The sequence below is a fragment of the Streptomyces resistomycificus genome (genome assembly GCF_001514265.1).
Lineage (GTDB): Bacteria > Actinomycetota > Actinomycetes > Streptomycetales > Streptomycetaceae > Streptomyces > Streptomyces resistomycificus.
In genome coordinates this window covers 300,881-316,369 of record NZ_KQ948991.1, presented here as the reverse complement: position 1 = coordinate 316,369, position 15,489 = coordinate 300,881, and the positions used below count along the sequence as shown (strand labels likewise).

Here is a 15,489-nt window from a genome sequence, read left to right as displayed (position 1 = left end):
AAGACGGTGGAAAGCCCGGTCACCACGGCCAGGACGGAAAGCCCGAGAAGCCCGGCGACCATGACCACGGCGACAAGCCCGAGGGTTACGGCGACGGCCGCGAAGAGCACCACGAGAAGTCTGAATAGCTCCATGTGAGCCATCAGGACCAGTGGCGCGCGGCGGAAAGCGTTAATTCCGCCGCGCGCCATCGGCGAAATCTCAGGAGAAGCAGTGAGAGAAGCCAGGGCGGAAAGGCCCGTCGCGCCAGAGCCGACATGGGAGAAGGCCCAGGGTGGGGAATTCCCCGCGGTCCAGGATCCTTCGGAGTCTTCGCCCGTCCTCCTGAGAGCGGGGACGAGCGCCGCCGTGTTCCTGTGTCTGGCGACGGCCCTGGTGCACGTCCTCCTCGTGTTCCTGCACGTGGCACCTCCCAACCCGCTCTCCCAGCAGTACAGCCGGCAGGTCAACGCGTGGATCTTCCCCCTGTTCGAGCAGAACTGGAGACTCTTCGCGCCGGATCCGGAGTCGGTCAACCGGCAGATCTCGGCGAGGACCATGCACACCGCCGCGGACGGCACCGTGCGGGCGAGCGGCTGGTTCGATCTGACGGCCGTCGACAACTCCGCGGTGAGGCACAACGCCTTCCCGAGCCACACGGCACAGAACATGCTGCGGCGGGCGTGGAGTTCCTACCTCGAAACCCACGGTGGCGACGACCAGCCCCGCTCGGAGCGGGCGCTGATGGTGCAGCAGTACCTGACCAACATCGCGGCGGATCGCGTCGCCGACCACCGCGGCGGCACCTTCGAGTCCATCCAGCTGCGGGTGATCACCGTGCCCATCGCCGCGCCGGTCACGGCGAGCGGCCCCGATGCGTCCGCCGCGACGCCGAAGCCCGTGGAAACACGGTATCTGCCCTGGTGGAAGGTGGTCCCCCGTGGAAACTGAGCAGTCGGTCCCGCCGTGTCGGCGAAGCCCGAACGTGGCGACCGCGAGCGGGCCCCGCCGAGTACCCGAGCGGATCGGTGAGTTGCTCACCGTCGTGACGGACCGGCCGGTCTCGCTGTACGCCGCGGCGGTCCTCCGGATCGGATACGGCCTGCTCTATCTCGTCTTCCTGCTGCGGGAGTTCCCGCACCGTGACCAGATCTGGGGCCCCGGCGCACCGTGGACGCCCGAGCTGGCCGGACAGCTGCTCGACCAGACGGGGTGGGCCAGCATCCTCACGCTGTCCGACAGCCGTGCGTACTTCGAGACCTGCTACGTGCTGGCACTGGTCACCTCCGCGCTGTTCATGCTGGGCTGGCGGACCCGAGCGGTGTCCGTGCTGTTCGCGGTCGTGGTGGCCTCGTTCCACGCCAGGGCGATCTTCATGACCGACGGCGGGGACAACCTCATCCTGCTGATGGCCGTGTACCTCGTCTTCACCGCGTGCGGTAGACGCTGGTCCCTGGACGCGCGCCGAACCCGGCTGCGGGCCTCCGCGGGCGGAGCCGCGCGACCGCCGACGGGCCGGGCCGCGGCCGGGCTCCGCGACTCCCGCCGGACCCTGACGGCCGTACTGCACAACTGCGGCATGTTCGTCATCGCGGCCCAGGTCTGCTTCCTGTACGGATCCGCGGGTCTCTACAAGGTGCAGGGCGGTACCTGGGGCAACGGCACCGCCCTCCACTACGTCCTGAACCTCGAGCTGTTCCGGCCCTGGCCCGAGCTCTCCCTCACGGTGGACGAGCACGACATCCTGATCGCCATCGCCTGCTGTCTGACCGTGCTGCTGCAGGTCGCCTTTCCGTTCGTCCTGTTCGGACGGCTCAAGTACCCGGTCCTGACCATGCTGTTGGGCATGCACCTGGGCATCGCCGTCCTCATGGGGCTGCCGCTCTTCTCCGGCGCGATGATCATCGCGGACGCGGTGTTCCTGCCGGACCGCTTCTACCGGTCGCTGGGACGGCTGCGGCGGCGCGGGAGCAGGCGGGCAGACGCCTGGGAGACGGGGGCTCCGCCTCGCGGGGAGCCGGCACTCGTGCCGGCGCAGCTCGCACCGTCGAGTCGCTGAAGGCCATCCGGGGCCTGCCGGCGAGGACCAAGGCCGGGTCGGGCGTGAGTTGCCGTCGGTACCCGGCCGGCTAGGCCGCGGTTTCCGTGATGAGGACGGCGGCGGTGGCCGGGCCCCGTCCGTCCCCGCCGGCCGCGTCGGCCACCGCGGCCCGGACGGCGCGGGCGACCTCCAGTGGATGGTGTCCGGGGGCGACCGCGAGGTGGACCTCGACGTGGCGGCCGGGCGGGTCGTCATGGTGGTCCACCCTGACCGGTCGGCTTCCCAGCACGGTGGTGAGGCGGGCGACGCCCTCGACACCCGTCGCCACCTCCGCGAATTCCCCGGCAGGCCCCCGTGCGGTTCCCGCTTGGGGCGGGGGCGAGTTGCGCGCGGCCGCGGTGTCCGGCGCGGACCTCACGGCCCCCGCTGCGGTCCGCGACTCCACGCCTGTCCCCGGGCCCTCGTCGAGATCCGTGACGCGCAGGTCGGCTGTCACGGTGGCCAGACCGAGCCGTTCGACGGCCGCGTGAAGCAGTGCGCTCCTCAACTGGTCCGCGGTCTCCGACAGCGGCCGCCCGAGGGAGGCCGTGAAGGCGGCTTCGATCCTGAGCGGGCCCGGCGGCAGTGCGCTGGCCGGCGGACGGACGGCCGGCTCGGACACCGGCTCGAGCGGTGCCGACCCGATGCGCAGAGTCTTCAGCCGAACCTCGGGAATCTCGGCGGCGGCGCGCGCGAGGGCACGGACGGCCGCTTGCTCGGTGATCCATGCCCCGTCGTCGGGCCTGCCGAGCGGGAGCAGCCGGCCCACGTCGAGCTGCTGCCGTACTGCCTGCGTCCACGCCTCGGTTTTCACCGGCCTCTCACCCTCTTTCGTCTCCGGCCGCGGGTGCTCTTCCTGTCTGACGCACAATCCGCAACTCGGGTAAAAGGTGCTAAATCGACTATAATCTGAACAATAAGTGCTATGTGGACCTCACGTGAGAGGGATTCCCGATGACTGAGAACACCGGCGCGAAGTATGGGGGTGCGCCCGGTTCTCGCGGGCGGACGAGCATCGCCGACGTGGTGGTGGAGAAGATCGCAGGGATGGCGGCGCGGGACGTGCCCGGCGTCCATGCCCTGGGAAGCGGATTCGCGCGCTCGATGGGATCCATGCGGGAACGGATGCCTGGCGCCGGTAGCGGCCAGTCCGTCACCCGCGGGGTGAGCGTCGAGGTCGGAGAGGTGCAGGCGGCCATCGATCTGGAGATCGTCGTCGACTACGGCGTCTCGATCACGGACGTGGCCGGTGAGGTGCGCGAGAACGTGATCTCCGCGGTGGAGCGGATGGCGGGCCGGGAAGTCGTGGAAGTCAACATCGCGGTCAGTGACGTGAAGCTGCCCGAGGAGGAGGACGAGGGGGAGGAGGAGCGGCAGCGGATCCAGTAGCCGGGGCGGGGCAGCCCGCTTGAGTGAGGGAGCGCGTGATGAGCAGGGCCGTGGTGGGCTTGATGGCCGGAATGGCGCTGGGATTCGCCGCGTATTTCGGTGACTTCTGGGCTTTCCTCCTGGTGCTGGCGCTGGGCGTCGTGGGGCTCGTGGTCGGGCGGTTCACGGAAGGCGATCTCGAACCGGGGGACTTCGTCCGCCGCCGGGACCGGCAGGAGCGGATCCGCGATGACCGGCGTCGTGCTCGGGGAGACTGGCGGCAGTGACCAGCGAAACCGATCGGCGTCGTCCGGAGATCCCCCCCGGGGAGCGCGGTGCGATCACCGTCGCCGACCGGGTCGTCGCGAAGATCGCTTCCCAGGTGGCGCGCGAGGCGCTGAGCCGGTTCACCGAGTCGGCCGGCCGGGTACCACCCGGCCACCGGACGCCACGCGTGACGACAACCGTGCGGCGGGCACCGGAGCCGAGTACCGAAGGACATGACGCGGAGTCCGCCGCCGAACGGCAGACGGTGCTCGGCGAGGCACGGCTGGACATCACCGTCGAGCTCGGCTACCCGTCCGACATCGGGGCGCAGTGTGCCGCGGTGCGCCGGGAGGTCACCGAACGGCTCAGGACATGGGCCGGCATGGATCTGTCCCACTTCGAGGTGTCGGTCGGGAAACTGCACTCGGTGCACTCGCGGTCCGCGGATCAGGAGAGGGTGAGATGAGCGCGAACACCTCGCGGCAGCCGGCCGCCGACAGCGATCTTCCCTCCGGGTCCGGACCGGCGGCTCCGCCCGCCGACGACACCCCGGCGGCGGACGCGGGTGCGACGGCGGCGACCGGCGAGGCCGGCCGGTCGGCGCGCCGTTTCTGGTCGGCGCGACGGATCCCCGCGGTCTTGGCGGCCTTGCTGTCCGCCGCGGCCGTCGGGCTGCTCCTGTACGACGTGATCGCGGTGCGGGCGGGCCGGTCCGCGATGGACTGGCGGCGACGGCTCGCCGAGGAACTGGCCACCCGTCCCCTCGACGACGTCTGGATGATCGTCGGGGCCGCGGTGGCGATGGCCCTCGGACTGTGGCTCTTCCTGCTGGCGGTGACGCCGGGACTGCGCAGGCTGTTGCCCATGCGGCACCCCACCGGTGTCCCCGCGCCGGAGGAGGTGCGCGCGGGCCTCGACCGCCGGGCGGCCGCCCTGGTGCTGCGCGACCGGGCCATGGGGGTGCCCGGTGTCCGGTCGGCCCACGTCGCTGTCGGCCGCCGGAAGGTCAAGGCCCGGGCACAGGCCCACTTCCGCGATCTAGAGGAGGTTCGCGGCGACCTGGACACCACGCTGAAGGAAGCCGTGACGTCCTTGGCTCTCGCGCGGCAACCCACGCTGAACGTGCGCGTCCGGCGCCCGAAGAAGGGCTGAGGTGATCTGGATGCTCACGAAGGTGAACCGGGTGCTGCTGGGACTCCTCGGCCTCGGGCTCCTCGCCCTGGGCGGCGGCGTACTGCTGGGCGGGCTGGATCTGCAGCGCCACTGGGATTTCGGCGTGCCGGGCTGGTGGCCCTTCCGCGGGCCGGACGACGTGGTGCTGGGCGCCGAGGGACGCACCCGGTGGCGGGACGATGGCTGGTGGTGGCCGGTGGTCATCGCGGCGCTGGCCGTGCTGTTGATCCTGCTGCTGTGGTGGCTGTTCGCCCAGCGCCGGCACCGCCTGGACCAGGTCCTCGTCGACAGCGAGGACGGCACGGCGGCCCGGCTCAACGGCCGCACGCTGGAGGACGTGATCGAGGAGGAGGCGCAGGCCCTGGACGGGGTCTCGCGGGCTCATGTGCGGCTGACGGGCCGGCGTACCGCTCCCACCGCGCGTGTGCGGCTGTTGCTGGAGCCCCACGCGGATCCGGCGCGGACGCTGGGGCGACTGAGCCGGGAGACGCTCGCACACGCACGGGACTCGGCCGGCCTGGACCGTCTTCCGGCGAAGGTCCGGCTCCGGAAGGTCCGCCACCGCGCCGAACGCGCCGCCTGAGAGCCGCGGGGGCCGTGGTCCTCCCCCCCCGCTCGGTGCCCCGCGCATGTCCGGCCGGTCGTCGGTGCGGTCGGCGCGGTCCCGCGACGAGGAGTTCGACCAGTCGGCGTGCGTCGTAGCGGGGATCGCTGTCCGCGCCGATGCGGAGGTTCCCGACGCCGCGCATGAGCGCCGCTCAGGGCAGGAGCTCGATCGCGTCGTACGACACGCCGGGGCTGAGGTAGGCGCTGCCGCCGGAGCCGCTGACGATGTCGAGGGTCAACTCCTGGTAGGCGTCCGGTGACCTGACCCAGGCGCTCGCCGGGACGGCGTAGCTGTAGGTGTGGTTGTTGCCCCGGTAGGAGCCCACGGTCAGCGACCGGGTCGAGGGCTCCTTGGTCGGAGCGGGGACGGCCGAGACCCAGTCGTTGACCCGGACCCGCGGCCTGCCGTTCGCGAACGCCGTGGTGACGCCGATGTTGAGGGTGTGACCCAAGGCCAGTTGCTGCGAGGTCAGTTTGAAGCGGATCCGCATCCGGTTGTTGATGTCCGCCCACTGGTAGCAGGGGAAGTCGTCGGCGTGCGAGACACCCACGGTGTGGGCGGACCCGGTCCAGGGCCTGGCCCGTGCGTCGGAGGGGTGCATGGTGGTCATCAGCGTGGCGTTCTTGAATCCGCGCGGTGTGCCGCTCCAGTCGCCGATCCGCCAGATGGCCCGGCTCCTGCTCGGGTCGGAGCCGATCGCCAGGGTGTGCAGCGCGGTCGTCCGCCCGGCGGTGACCGTGACCCGCGTGGTGTGCACCGCCAGTTCTTCCTTGTAGACGGTGAGCGTGTAGGTGCCGGGCAGCATGTACGGGGACACGAAGCGACCGGTGGCCGGGTCCGCCTCGGTCCAGTACTGGGCCTCGGTGTTGGCGAAACCGACGGTGTAGGCGTACGCCGTGCCCCGCCCGGAGAGGCCGACCCCCGCGACCCGGCCGCGCCCGCCGCGGCCGACCCAGCCGGCCAGGCCCAGACCGTCGACCCAGGAGGTGTCGACACGGTCGTGGCGCAGCGCGGGCGAGGGTGCGGATCCGTCGGTGAAGGCCAGGACGTACGGGCCCTGGAGGCCGAAGCGCATCGGCTCGGTCTGGTTCTCCCCGTAGTAGAGGATCTCGTACAGCCCGGCGCCGTCCTCGTAGTGGTGGCGCATGAGCGAGCGGTAGAACGGGCCGCCTGACGCCTTCTCGTGGTTGCTGCGCACGATCCACATGCCGACCTCGCCGGTGCTCCAGCCGACGTGGTCGTAGTCGATGACCCGCTGGTTGGAGTAGTGCTTGGAGCGCGTGCCGCCGTTGGGCTTGCGGCGGATGTCCTGGGCCTCGACCAGGGTGTCGGTGCGGGCGTCCCAGGAGTCGGGGGCGTCGTTGGGGAACAGGCCGGGCCTGACGCGGACGATGTAGCGGGTGGCGGTGATGGAGGCGTCCGCCTTGTTCGTCCACATGTACACGTTGTTCTCGCCGCGGCGGGCGGCGTAGTAGTGGTGCATCGTCCCGTGCACGACGGTGACCAGGATGGTGTCGCCGGTCTTGCGGATGCTCACGGACGACGTCCCCAGGCCCGTCTCGACGTGGGAGTTCTTGCCGCCGTAACCCTGGTATTCGGTGCCCTTGTACACCAGCGAGGTCAGGTCGCCGGTGCGACGGTCGACCTTGAAGACCAGGTCGGCGCCGGTGCCGACCACGTACGCGCGGCCGTCGTCGCGGTATCCGAAGTCCGGCGTCGCCGCGTCGGCGCCCGCGACCAGGGGTCCGGCGATCGCGGCGGTTCCGGCGAGGGCGAGGCCGCCGACGGCGGTTTTACGGAGGGCGTCGCGGCGGGTCAGGCGTCGGCGGGCGTGCTGGGGCATCGGTGTTCCGTTCGGGTGGGGAGGGGGGCCCGGCGCACGGGGATCGGGCGTACGGGCAAGAGCGCGTCGTGCGCTCAGAGGGTGGCGCGCAGGTGGCTCACGGTGACGAAGTGGTAGCCGCGGGCGGTCAGCGTGCGCAGGATCCGGGGGACCGCGGCGACCGAGGTGCGGTGGATGTCGTGCATGAGGACGACGTCGTTGCGGCCCGCCTTGTTGATGACGGTCCGGGCGACCTTGTCGGAGTCGCGGTACTTCCAGTCCTCGGTGTCCACGTCCCACAGCACCGGCGAGAGGGTCGTCGCGTTCCTGACCGTCTGGTTGATCGCGCCGTAGGGCGGGCGGAAGAGGGTGGGCGCCTTGCCGGTGGCGGCCTTGATGGCGGCGCTGGTACGGCTGAGCTGGCTGACGATCTGCCGCCGGGTGAGCCGGGTGAGGTCGGGGTGGTTCCAGGAGTGGTTGCCGACCTCGTGGCCGGCCTTGGCCTCGGCGCGGACCAGGCCGGGGTGGGCGGCGACGTTCTGACCGACGGTGAAGAAGGTGGCCCGGGCGTGGTACCGCGCCAGGTAGGTCAGCAGGGTCCTGGTCTCCGGGGCGGCGGGTCCGTCGTCGAAGGTCAGCGCGATGCACCGGACCCGCTTGCAGTTGGTGCGGTCACGGCCGGAGTCGGTGTGGGTGGTGACGGACGGTGCGGGGGTGTGGCCCGCGCCCAGCTCAAGCGAGGGGGACGGCCGTACGGTCTGGTGCTGGGCGCGCTTGCCGAACGAGGACAGCCAGGGGGTGACCGTCTTCCTGGGAAGGGTCACCGTGAACGCCCCGGCGGCGGGGACGCCGACGTCGCCGCGGTCGAAGGCCACCCGCAGTCCGCCGTCCGCGGTGAAGGCCATGTCGTCCAGCGCGGCGGCGCGGGAGTCCGCGTCGGAGAACACGTCGTCGAGGTAGGCCGCGTCCACGCCTTCGCGCCCCTTCAGCCGCGCCTTCAAGGCGTCGAGGAAGGCGCCTCGGGAGCCGTCGGCGACGAGCCCGAGGGCCGTGCGGTACGCGCCGGCCCCGCCGTCGTACCAGTACGTCCTGGCCGACAGCCCCGACCCCGCGGCACTGTGGTCCTCCGTGGTGAGCCGGACGCCGAGGACGTCGCCCGAGGCGACCAGGAAGCGGTGGCTGATGTTGAGCTCGCCGCCCTCACCGCCGTCCTGGCCGTCCTCACAGGTTGCCGAGCGGAAGGTGGCCAGGCGCTGCTGCACGTACTTCTTCATCGCGACCGTCATCGCCTGCGCGCCGGGTACGTCCGGGTAGCTGGTCGCGAAGGGGCAGGAGCCGCTCTCGCTGTTGTCGCTGACGATGCGCAGGCCCTTGATCTTCGACGGGTCGACGCCGCGGACCGGCGAGGACGCGCGGCTCGAACCGGTCAGTGTGCTGACGGTCGCGGTGTCCGAGGAAGCGGACGAGGCGGGCGAGCAGGTTGCCGTGAAGGAGAGGGCGCCGAGCAGCATGAGAGCCGGGACCATCGTGTGAGTGCGCATGAGACCAGAACCTGACTGAGGGGATCCGTGGGACGCCGTCGACGGGACGTCGCGGTCGTTCTGATCACCGATCGTCCAGGTGAGAGGCGTTTTTCAGCGCCCCACGGAGACGGCCTGAACAATCCGAACCCCGGGTCCTGCTCCCGCTTTCAGGTGGTTCGGCGTGTTTTGACCGTCCGTCGTGTCCTGCGCGGCGGTCCGGTCCGGCGACCTGTCGGGCGGGCCGCCGGGCCGGCCGCCGGGCGGCTCGGTCAGGGCTGGAAGGGCATCGTCCAGCAGTTGGACGTGGCCGTCTTGCCCTCCAGGCGGTCGGTGAGCCAGGAGATGGCCGCCCCCTGGTCGGTGATGAGGGGGGCGAGGTGGTTGGTGAGGATCCTGTTGCCGAGGTTGGGCAGGCTGACGGCCTCGTAGGTGACGTTGCCGCCCTTGCGGCACCAGTCCACGGCCAGCTGGCGGGCCTGGCCGTGCGGAACGATGTCGTCCTGGACGCCGGTGGCCACCCGCACCGGACCGGTCGGCTTGAGCGTCCCGATGCGCTGGTCGTCGAGGACGGCCTGGGCGCGGGGTTCGGCGGCGATGATGTCGGCGATGGACTTGCCGCTGGTCGTCCACGCCGTGCTCCGGGCGAAGCCGTAGCGGAGGATCGACTCGCCGACGCACATGGTCGAGGTGTCGGCGAGGGCCTCGCGCCCGGCGTCGTTGAGGTTGGTCTCGATGACGTCGCGCAGGTCGGGGTCGGTCTGGGCGAAGCCGTTGATCGCCCAGCCCAGAGCGCTGACCAGGGCGCTCCCGTCGATGCCCTTCATGACGGCGGTCAGGTTGGCGGGCGGTGCGCCCGAGTAGGTGCCGGCCAGCTGGACGTCGGGCGCGTAGGTGGGCTGGAGTTCGGCCGCCGCCGCGCTGGCGCCGCCGCCCTCGCTGTAGCCGTACAGGCCGACGCGGGAGCCGGAGGTGAGGGACGTGCCGGGCAGAGCGCGCGCGGCGCGGACGGCGTCCAGCACCGCGTGCCCCTCGTCCAGGCGGTTGACGTAGGTGTGCACTCGGTCGGTGGCGCCCAGACCGACGTAGTCGGTGACGACGACGGCCGCGCCGGTGGCGAGGAGGCGGTAGACCGCCAGGTTGTCGTAGCCGACGGACAGGGTCTCCCCGCTGACGGTGAGCGGGTGCTGCAGGGCGAACGAGGGCGCGCACTGGTCGCCCTGGCCCATGGTCCCCGAGGCCACCGCCACCAGGGGGCGGGGCCCGGCGCCCTCCCACCGCGCCGACGGCTCGATGTAGGCGCCGGTCACCGCGACGGCCTGGCCGCTCGAGTCGGTGGACTTGTACATCAGGCGGGTGGCGGTGCCCGGCAGGGGGCGGCCGTCGAGGCCGGGCAGGGAGACCCCCAGGGGGAGGGGCTCCTGCCGGATCAGGGTGCCGTTGGCGGTCGGCAGCTGGGCGGGCGGGGTGTAGAAGGCCGGGATGGTGACCCCCCGGGACACGACGGGTTCGGGGTCGGTCCCGGTGGCGTCGGCCGGGGCCGCACCGACCCAGGCGCAGGCCACGGTGGCGATCGCGGCGGCGGTCAGGCGGCTGAACGCGGAACGTGGACGGGTTCTGGAACGGCTCACAGTTCACTCCTCGCGCTGCTTCGTTGCAGGGTGCCGGAAAACTAGCACTGTTAGTTAAACCGGGTAGCACCCTGGGAAGTTACGCTCTGGTAACTATTTGCCGGAGCAAGCGCGTGACGGATCGCCCCCAGGAACCAGGCCCCGGCGGGCCCCGGCAGGTGCCGCCGGTGCCGCCGGGGACGCCGAGGAGGACGCCGAGGGTCCGGGCGCCCGCACCGGGCGTCGCGGGGCAGCCGGACATCTGCCGGCCCGTCGGCGCCTCCTGCCTGCTCCGCCGGGGGGCACACGAAAGGCGGCCCGGCCGGAGAAACCGGCCGGGCCGCGTGGGGCGGGAGTGGAGGGCGTCGCCGCTCAGGCGCCGCGCTTGAACTGCTGGTTGGTGCCGGTGCCGCAGCCCCACTGGATGAGCTTGGCGCCGTCGGCGGTGGACTTGTCCAGCACGTCGAGGCACTTGCCGCTGCGCCGTGAGACGAGGCGGAGCCAGCCGTCACCGGCGTCCTGGAGCTGCCACTGCTGGTTGCTGCCGGTGCCGCAGGTCCACTGGATGATCGGGTTGCCGTCGGCGGTGGAGTTGTTGGCCACGTCGAGGCACTTGCCGCTGTGCCGGGCGACGACCTGGACGTATCCGCTGCCCATGTCCTTGAACCACCATGCTTGGTTCATGCCGCCGTTGCAGGTGTACTGGGTGATCTGGGTGCCGTCGTCCTGGGACCGGCTGGGGACGTCGAGGCACTTGTTGCTGTGGCGGGCCGTGACCGTCTCCCAGGGGCCGCCGACGCCGTCGACCTTCCCGGCCGCGGTGTCGACACCGACCTGCGCGAACCAGTCCATGGTCATCGTGGTGTCGGTGGGGAACTCCAGCGGCAGCCAGACGTACTTCGAGGCGTTGACGTTCTGGTTGAAGGAGTTGCCCCAACGGTCGCCCATGTAGAGGTATTCGGTGCCCGCGGTGCCCTGCACGGGCAGGACGAACGTGGTCTGGGACCCGTAGCCGGTGGAGTCACCGACGAGTTTCAGGTCGCTCCAGGTGCCGGTGACGCTGGAGGCGGTCGCGTACATCTGCTGGTTGGGCCGCCAGCCGGTGGCGCCGGAGGTGAGCAGGAAGTAGACGCCGTTGCGCTTGAACAGTGCCGGGGCCTCGCGCAGTTGGCCGGGCCAGAGCAGCTGCACGCGGGTCTCGACGGTGCGGTAGTCGGGGCTGAGGCGGTAGATGTGCAGGTCGCGGTTCTCGCGGGCGGCCGAGATCATGTAGCCGGTGCCGTCGTCGTCCGTGTAGACGGTGATGTCACGGGACATGTGGCCCAGCGGGCGGAAGCTGCCCTGCCAGGTGTAGTCGCCGTCGACGGTGTCGGAGACGGCGACGGCGGCGCGGGCCTGGGTGTAGTCGGTGGCCAGCTCCTTGTGCATCCACATGACGAACTTGCCGGTGGTGCTGTTGTACATGACCTTGGGGCGCTCGATGTTGGCCGAGGCGAGCTCCGGGTCGGAGGCCTGGGTCAGGACATGACGCCGGAACTCCCAGGTCTTCAGGTCGGTCGAGCGGTAGGCGGACACGTACCGGAAGGAGTTGTCCTCGTTGCGGTTCTCACCGAACCAGTAGTAGTAGGAGCCCACCTTGATCACACCGCCGCCGTGGGCGTGCACCACGGCTCCCGTGGTGTCGGTGAACTGGGTCCCGTTGGGGATCGTGACGGTCGCCGCGTGCGCGGTTCCGGTCACGAGGGTCAAGGGGGCGAGGCTGAGGAGCGTGGCGAGGAGGAACAGCCAGACACGGCGCATTGAGGGTCTTTTCCTTCCACACGGCTGCCTTGACGATCCGTCAGAGAAAACAAGGCAGACCAGAACCGATCAAAATTCGGCTTGAACGAACGCCGCCGCACATCAGACTGTCTGTTGGCGCAGTGCGTCAAGGGGTGTGCACGTGGCTGGTTTTCGCGCCGTCGAAGACGGGTGCGGCGGGCGCGGTGAGCGGCCTCGTCGGCGCCCGGTCACCGAAGACGACCGGAAGTGAACCCGTCGGTAGCGTTGACGTGATCGCGTCTCGAACTTACCTTCTGGTCGACGTTACGGACATCGTCCAGTATCTCGAACAATCCGCGGTCTCCGTCCAGCGAGCCTCGGCCCCCCCGCGTAGAAACGAGGACCGCATGGCACGCGCCCTCTCCCGACGGACCCTTCTCCAGGCCGCACTGCTCGCCACGGCGGCACCGGCCGTCACCTGCGCCGCGGGCGGCCGGGCAGCGGCCGCCACGTTGCCGGCGCCCTCCGCCTGGGCCCTCCGGCCGTTCGAGCTCAAGGACGTCAGACTCGGGCAGGGTGTCTTCGCCACGAAGCGCCAGCTGATGCTCGACCACGGCCGCGGCTACGACGTGAACCGGCTGCTCCAGGTCTTCCGCGCCAACGCCGGTCTGTCCACGGGCGGCGCCGTCGCCCCGGGCGGCTGGGAGGGCCTGGACGGCGAGGCCAACGGCAACCTGCGCGGCCACTACACCGGCCACTTCCTGACCATGCTGTCGCAGGCGTACGCGAGCACCGGCGACCAGGCGTACGCCGACAGGATCGCGACCATGGTCGGTGCGCTCACCGAGGTCCGTGCGGCGCTGCGCACCAGCCCGCGCATGCTCGCCGTCACCGGCAAGTGGGGCGGCGCGCACGAGAACGTCCGGGGCTCGTACCAGTACGTCGACCTGCCGGCCGCCGTGCTCGGCGGTGCCTCGGCGATCACCCTGTCGGTCTGGGTGAAGCCCACCCACAACGCCAACTGGCAGCGGGTGTTCGACTTCGGCAACAACACCACCCGCTACATGTACCTGGCCTCCCGCAACGGGAACGGGGTACCGCGCTTCGCCATCACCACCAGCGGTCCGGGCGGTGAGCAGGCCCTCAACGGCACCGCCGCCCTGCCGCTCGGCCAGTGGAGCCACCTGGCGGTCACGATCAGTGGCACGACCGGCACCCTCTACGTCAACGGCACCGCCGTCGCCCAGAACACCTCGATGACGCTCAACCCGGCGGCACTGGGCACCCTGACGAACAACTGGCTGGGGCGCTCGAACTTCGCCGACCCGGTGTTCGCGGGCGCCTTCGACGAGTTCAACGTCTACTCGCGGGCCCTGACCGCGGCCGACATCACCTCGCTGCAGACCAAGGAGGCCAAGCTCTCCTCGGCAGGGCTGGGCAACCTCGCGTCCTACTATTTCGCCACCACCGCCGACGACACCTGGGCCGACGCCTCGGGGCGTGGCCTGACCGCCAGGCTGCGCCGCACCTGGGGCGGACCCAGCCATCCCGGGTTCCTGGCGGCGTACCCCGAGACGCAGTTCATCGACCTGGAGACGAGGACCAGCGCCGACTACACCAAGGTGTGGGCGCCCTACTACACCGCTCACAAGATCCTGAAGGGCCTGCTGGACGCGTACCTCGCCACCGACGACGCCCGGGCGCTCGACCTGGCGTCCGGCATGTGCGACTGGATGTACTCCCGGCTGTCCAAGCTGCCCGACGCCACCCTCCAGCGGATGTGGGGCATCTTCTCCAGCGGCGAGTTCGGCGGCATCGTCGAGACCATCGTCGACCTGTACACGGTCACCGGAAAAGCCGAACACCTCGCCTTGGCCAAACTGTTCGACCTGGACACGCTCATCGACGCCTGCGCCGCGAACACGGACACGCTCGACGGCCTGCACGCCAACCAGCACATCCCGATCATGACCGGGTACGTCCGCCTCTACGACGCGACGGGCGAGACCCGCTACCTCAACGCCGCCAAGAACTTCTGGAACATGGTCGTCCCGAACCGCATGTACGGCATCGGCGGCACCAGCACGGGTGAGTTCTGGAAGGCGCGCGGCGTCATCGCGGGCACGATCAGCGACACCAACGCGGAGACCTGCTGCGCGTACAACCTGCTCAAGCTCAGCAGGATGCTGTTCTTCCACGACCAGGACCCCAAGTACCTGGAGTACTACGAGCGGGCCCTGTACAACCAGGTCCTCGGCTCCAAGCAGGACAAGGCCGACGCCGAGAAGCCGCTCGTCACCTACTTCATCGGCCTGACACCCGGTCATGTCCGGGACTACACGCCGAAGCAGGGCACCACCTGCTGCGAGGGCACCGGCATGGAGAGCGCCACCAAGTACCAGGACTCGGTGTACTTCAAGAAGGCCGACGGCAGCGCGCTGTACGTCAACCTGTACAGCCCGACCACCCTGACCTGGTCCGAGAAGGGCGTCACCGTCACCCAGACCACGGACTATCCGAGGGAGCAGGGCTCGACCCTCACCTTCGGCGGAGCCACCGCCTCCTTCGAACTGAAGCTCCGCGTGCCGTCCTGGGCGACCAGCGGCTTCAAGGTGACCGTGAACGGCAGCGCGGTCAGCGGCACCCCGGCCGCCGGGAGTTACTTCACCGTGTCCCGTACCTGGCGCAGCGGCGACACCGTGCGCGTCACCATCCCCTTCCGTCTCCGGGTGGAGAAGGCGCTCGACGACCCGTCCCTGCAGACCCTGTTCTACGGCCCGGTCAACCTGGTCGGCCGCAACACCAGCACCAGCTACCTCCAGGTGGGGCTGTACGCCAACGCCGCGCTCTCCGGTGACCTGCTGCCCTCCCTGACCCCGGTGACGGGCAAGCCCCTCCACTACACCCGGAACGGCACCGAGTTCGCCCCCTTCTACGAAGGCACCGAGGACCCGACCCACGCCTACGTCCGCCGTTCCGAGCCCAGGGTCGTCTTCGGGAACACCGACTCCCAGGTCGCCAACCCGGCGAAGACCGACGGCACCACGCTCCTGGACGAGATATGGGCCGGTGCCCCGTTCAGCGACAAGAACGCACTGGTGACGAGGGTGCAGTCGACGGTGAACTCATGGGTGGCCGCGGGCCGGCTCACCCAGGCCGACGGCCAGAAGGTGGTCACCACGGCGCAGAACGCGACCTACGCGGCCTGACGGGCGACCGGCCCGCCGCGGAACGCTGATCGGCGCCGTACCCCCGGCGTCGATCAGCGGAATCGCGACGCCCGCCCCGGCGTCGATCAGCGG

Annotated in this window: 13 protein-coding genes and 1 pseudogene; 8 read left to right on the top strand and 6 right to left on the bottom strand. The window is 70.5% G+C overall.

Features of this window, described 5'->3' with window-relative positions; all coding sequences use genetic code 11:
* Nucleotides 1–348 precede the first annotated feature (348 nt).
* The gene (locus AQJ84_RS15910; protein WP_051870238.1) at nt 349–930 is read left to right on the top strand and encodes a DUF5819 family protein; all 582 of its coding nucleotides are present in this window, start codon (nt 349–351) and stop codon (nt 928–930) included.
* 34 nt (nt 931–964) lie between these two features.
* Nucleotides 965–2,038: an HTTM domain-containing protein gene (locus AQJ84_RS15905; RefSeq protein WP_051870239.1), complete on the top strand. Its 1,074-nt coding sequence runs from the start codon at nt 965–967 to the stop codon at nt 2,036–2,038.
* A 70-nt stretch (nt 2,039–2,108) separates the two neighbouring features.
* On the opposite strand, the gene AQJ84_RS15900 is transcribed toward AQJ84_RS15905, so the two are convergent.
* Nucleotides 2,109–2,873 (bottom strand): hypothetical protein, encoded by a 765-nt coding sequence (locus AQJ84_RS15900; RefSeq protein WP_030044584.1) that lies wholly within the window; start codon nt 2,871–2,873, stop codon nt 2,109–2,111.
* A 140-nt stretch (nt 2,874–3,013) separates the two neighbouring features.
* Between AQJ84_RS15900 and AQJ84_RS15895 the strand changes: the two genes are divergently transcribed.
* From AQJ84_RS15895 to amaP, 5 genes are read left to right on the top strand one after another with little or no spacing between them, the layout of a single operon-like run.
* Nucleotides 3,014–3,448, top strand: coding sequence for an Asp23/Gls24 family envelope stress response protein (locus AQJ84_RS15895; protein ID WP_030044585.1), 435 nt, complete (start codon nt 3,014–3,016; stop codon nt 3,446–3,448).
* Between the two features lie 38 nt (nt 3,449–3,486).
* Complete coding sequence (locus tag AQJ84_RS15890) at nt 3,487–3,714, top strand: hypothetical protein (RefSeq protein WP_030044586.1); 228 nt, start codon at nt 3,487–3,489, stop codon at nt 3,712–3,714.
* Nucleotides 3,711–4,160, top strand: a complete 450-nt coding sequence (locus tag AQJ84_RS15885; RefSeq protein ID WP_030044587.1) for an Asp23/Gls24 family envelope stress response protein — start codon at nt 3,711–3,713, stop codon at nt 4,158–4,160. The genes AQJ84_RS15890 and AQJ84_RS15885 overlap by 4 nt, the downstream gene beginning before the upstream one ends.
* Nucleotides 4,157–4,846, top strand: coding sequence for a DUF6286 domain-containing protein (locus tag AQJ84_RS15880; protein ID WP_053192856.1), 690 nt, complete (start codon nt 4,157–4,159; stop codon nt 4,844–4,846). The genes AQJ84_RS15885 and AQJ84_RS15880 overlap by 4 nt, the downstream gene beginning before the upstream one ends.
* A gap of 10 nt (nt 4,847–4,856) precedes the next feature.
* A complete protein-coding gene (amaP, locus tag AQJ84_RS15875) occupies nt 4,857–5,450 on the top strand; it encodes an alkaline shock response membrane anchor protein AmaP (protein ID WP_030044589.1) in 594 nt (197 codons plus the stop codon).
* 64 nt (nt 5,451–5,514) lie between these two features.
* On the opposite strand, the pseudogene AQJ84_RS44160 reads toward amaP, so the two are convergent.
* The 5 genes and pseudogenes from AQJ84_RS44160 to AQJ84_RS15855 all read right to left on the bottom strand — a co-directional run.
* Nucleotides 5,515–5,619 (bottom strand): annotated as a pseudogene (locus AQJ84_RS44160) (TetR family transcriptional regulator); the annotation flags it as partial.
* Between the two features lie 6 nt (nt 5,620–5,625).
* On the bottom strand, nt 5,626–7,317 hold the full coding sequence (locus AQJ84_RS15870; protein ID WP_053192854.1) for a rhamnogalacturonan lyase B N-terminal domain-containing protein: 1,692 nt from the start codon (nt 7,315–7,317) through the stop codon (nt 5,626–5,628).
* Nucleotides 7,318–7,391: 74 nt separating this feature from the next.
* Nucleotides 7,392–8,837 carry a polysaccharide deacetylase family protein gene (locus tag AQJ84_RS40295; protein ID WP_063804456.1) on the bottom strand — a complete coding sequence of 482 codons (1,446 nt, stop codon included), beginning with the start codon at nt 8,835–8,837 and terminating at the stop codon, nt 7,392–7,394.
* Between the two features lie 251 nt (nt 8,838–9,088).
* Complete coding sequence (locus AQJ84_RS15860; RefSeq protein WP_051870242.1) at nt 9,089–10,447, bottom strand: lipase family protein; 1,359 nt, start codon at nt 10,445–10,447, stop codon at nt 9,089–9,091.
* A gap of 351 nt (nt 10,448–10,798) precedes the next feature.
* Nucleotides 10,799–12,226: an RICIN domain-containing protein gene (locus AQJ84_RS15855; RefSeq protein ID WP_030044593.1), complete on the bottom strand. Its 1,428-nt coding sequence runs from the start codon at nt 12,224–12,226 to the stop codon at nt 10,799–10,801.
* 368 nt (nt 12,227–12,594) lie between these two features.
* Here AQJ84_RS15855 and AQJ84_RS15850 point away from each other — a divergent pair, with 368 nt between their 5' ends.
* On the top strand, nt 12,595–15,396 hold the full coding sequence (locus AQJ84_RS15850) for a beta-L-arabinofuranosidase domain-containing protein (RefSeq protein ID WP_059198829.1): 2,802 nt from the start codon (nt 12,595–12,597) through the stop codon (nt 15,394–15,396).
* Nucleotides 15,397–15,489: the final 93 nt, after the last annotated feature.

Bases quoted from the DNA above. Each gene is read 5' to 3' on its own strand.
- AQJ84_RS15895 (WP_030044585.1), top strand. From the start codon at position 3,014: ATGACTGAGAACACCGGCGCGAAGTATGGGGGTGCGCCCGGTTCTCGC.
- AQJ84_RS15890 (WP_030044586.1), top strand. From the start codon at position 3,487: ATGAGCAGGGCCGTGGTGGGCTTGATGGCCGGAATGGCGCTGGGATTC.
- AQJ84_RS15880 (WP_053192856.1), top strand. From the start codon at position 4,157: ATGAGCGCGAACACCTCGCGGCAGCCGGCCGCCGACAGCGATCTTCCC.
- amaP (WP_030044589.1), top strand. From the start codon at position 4,857: ATGCTCACGAAGGTGAACCGGGTGCTGCTGGGACTCCTCGGCCTCGGG.
- AQJ84_RS15870 (WP_053192854.1), bottom strand. From the start codon at position 7,317: ATGCCCCAGCACGCCCGCCGACGCCTGACCCGCCGCGACGCCCTCCGT.
- AQJ84_RS40295 (WP_063804456.1), bottom strand. From the start codon at position 8,837: ATGCGCACTCACACGATGGTCCCGGCTCTCATGCTGCTCGGCGCCCTC.
- AQJ84_RS15855 (WP_030044593.1), bottom strand. From the start codon at position 12,226: ATGCGCCGTGTCTGGCTGTTCCTCCTCGCCACGCTCCTCAGCCTCGCC.
- AQJ84_RS15850 (WP_059198829.1), top strand. From the start codon at position 12,595: ATGGCACGCGCCCTCTCCCGACGGACCCTTCTCCAGGCCGCACTGCTC.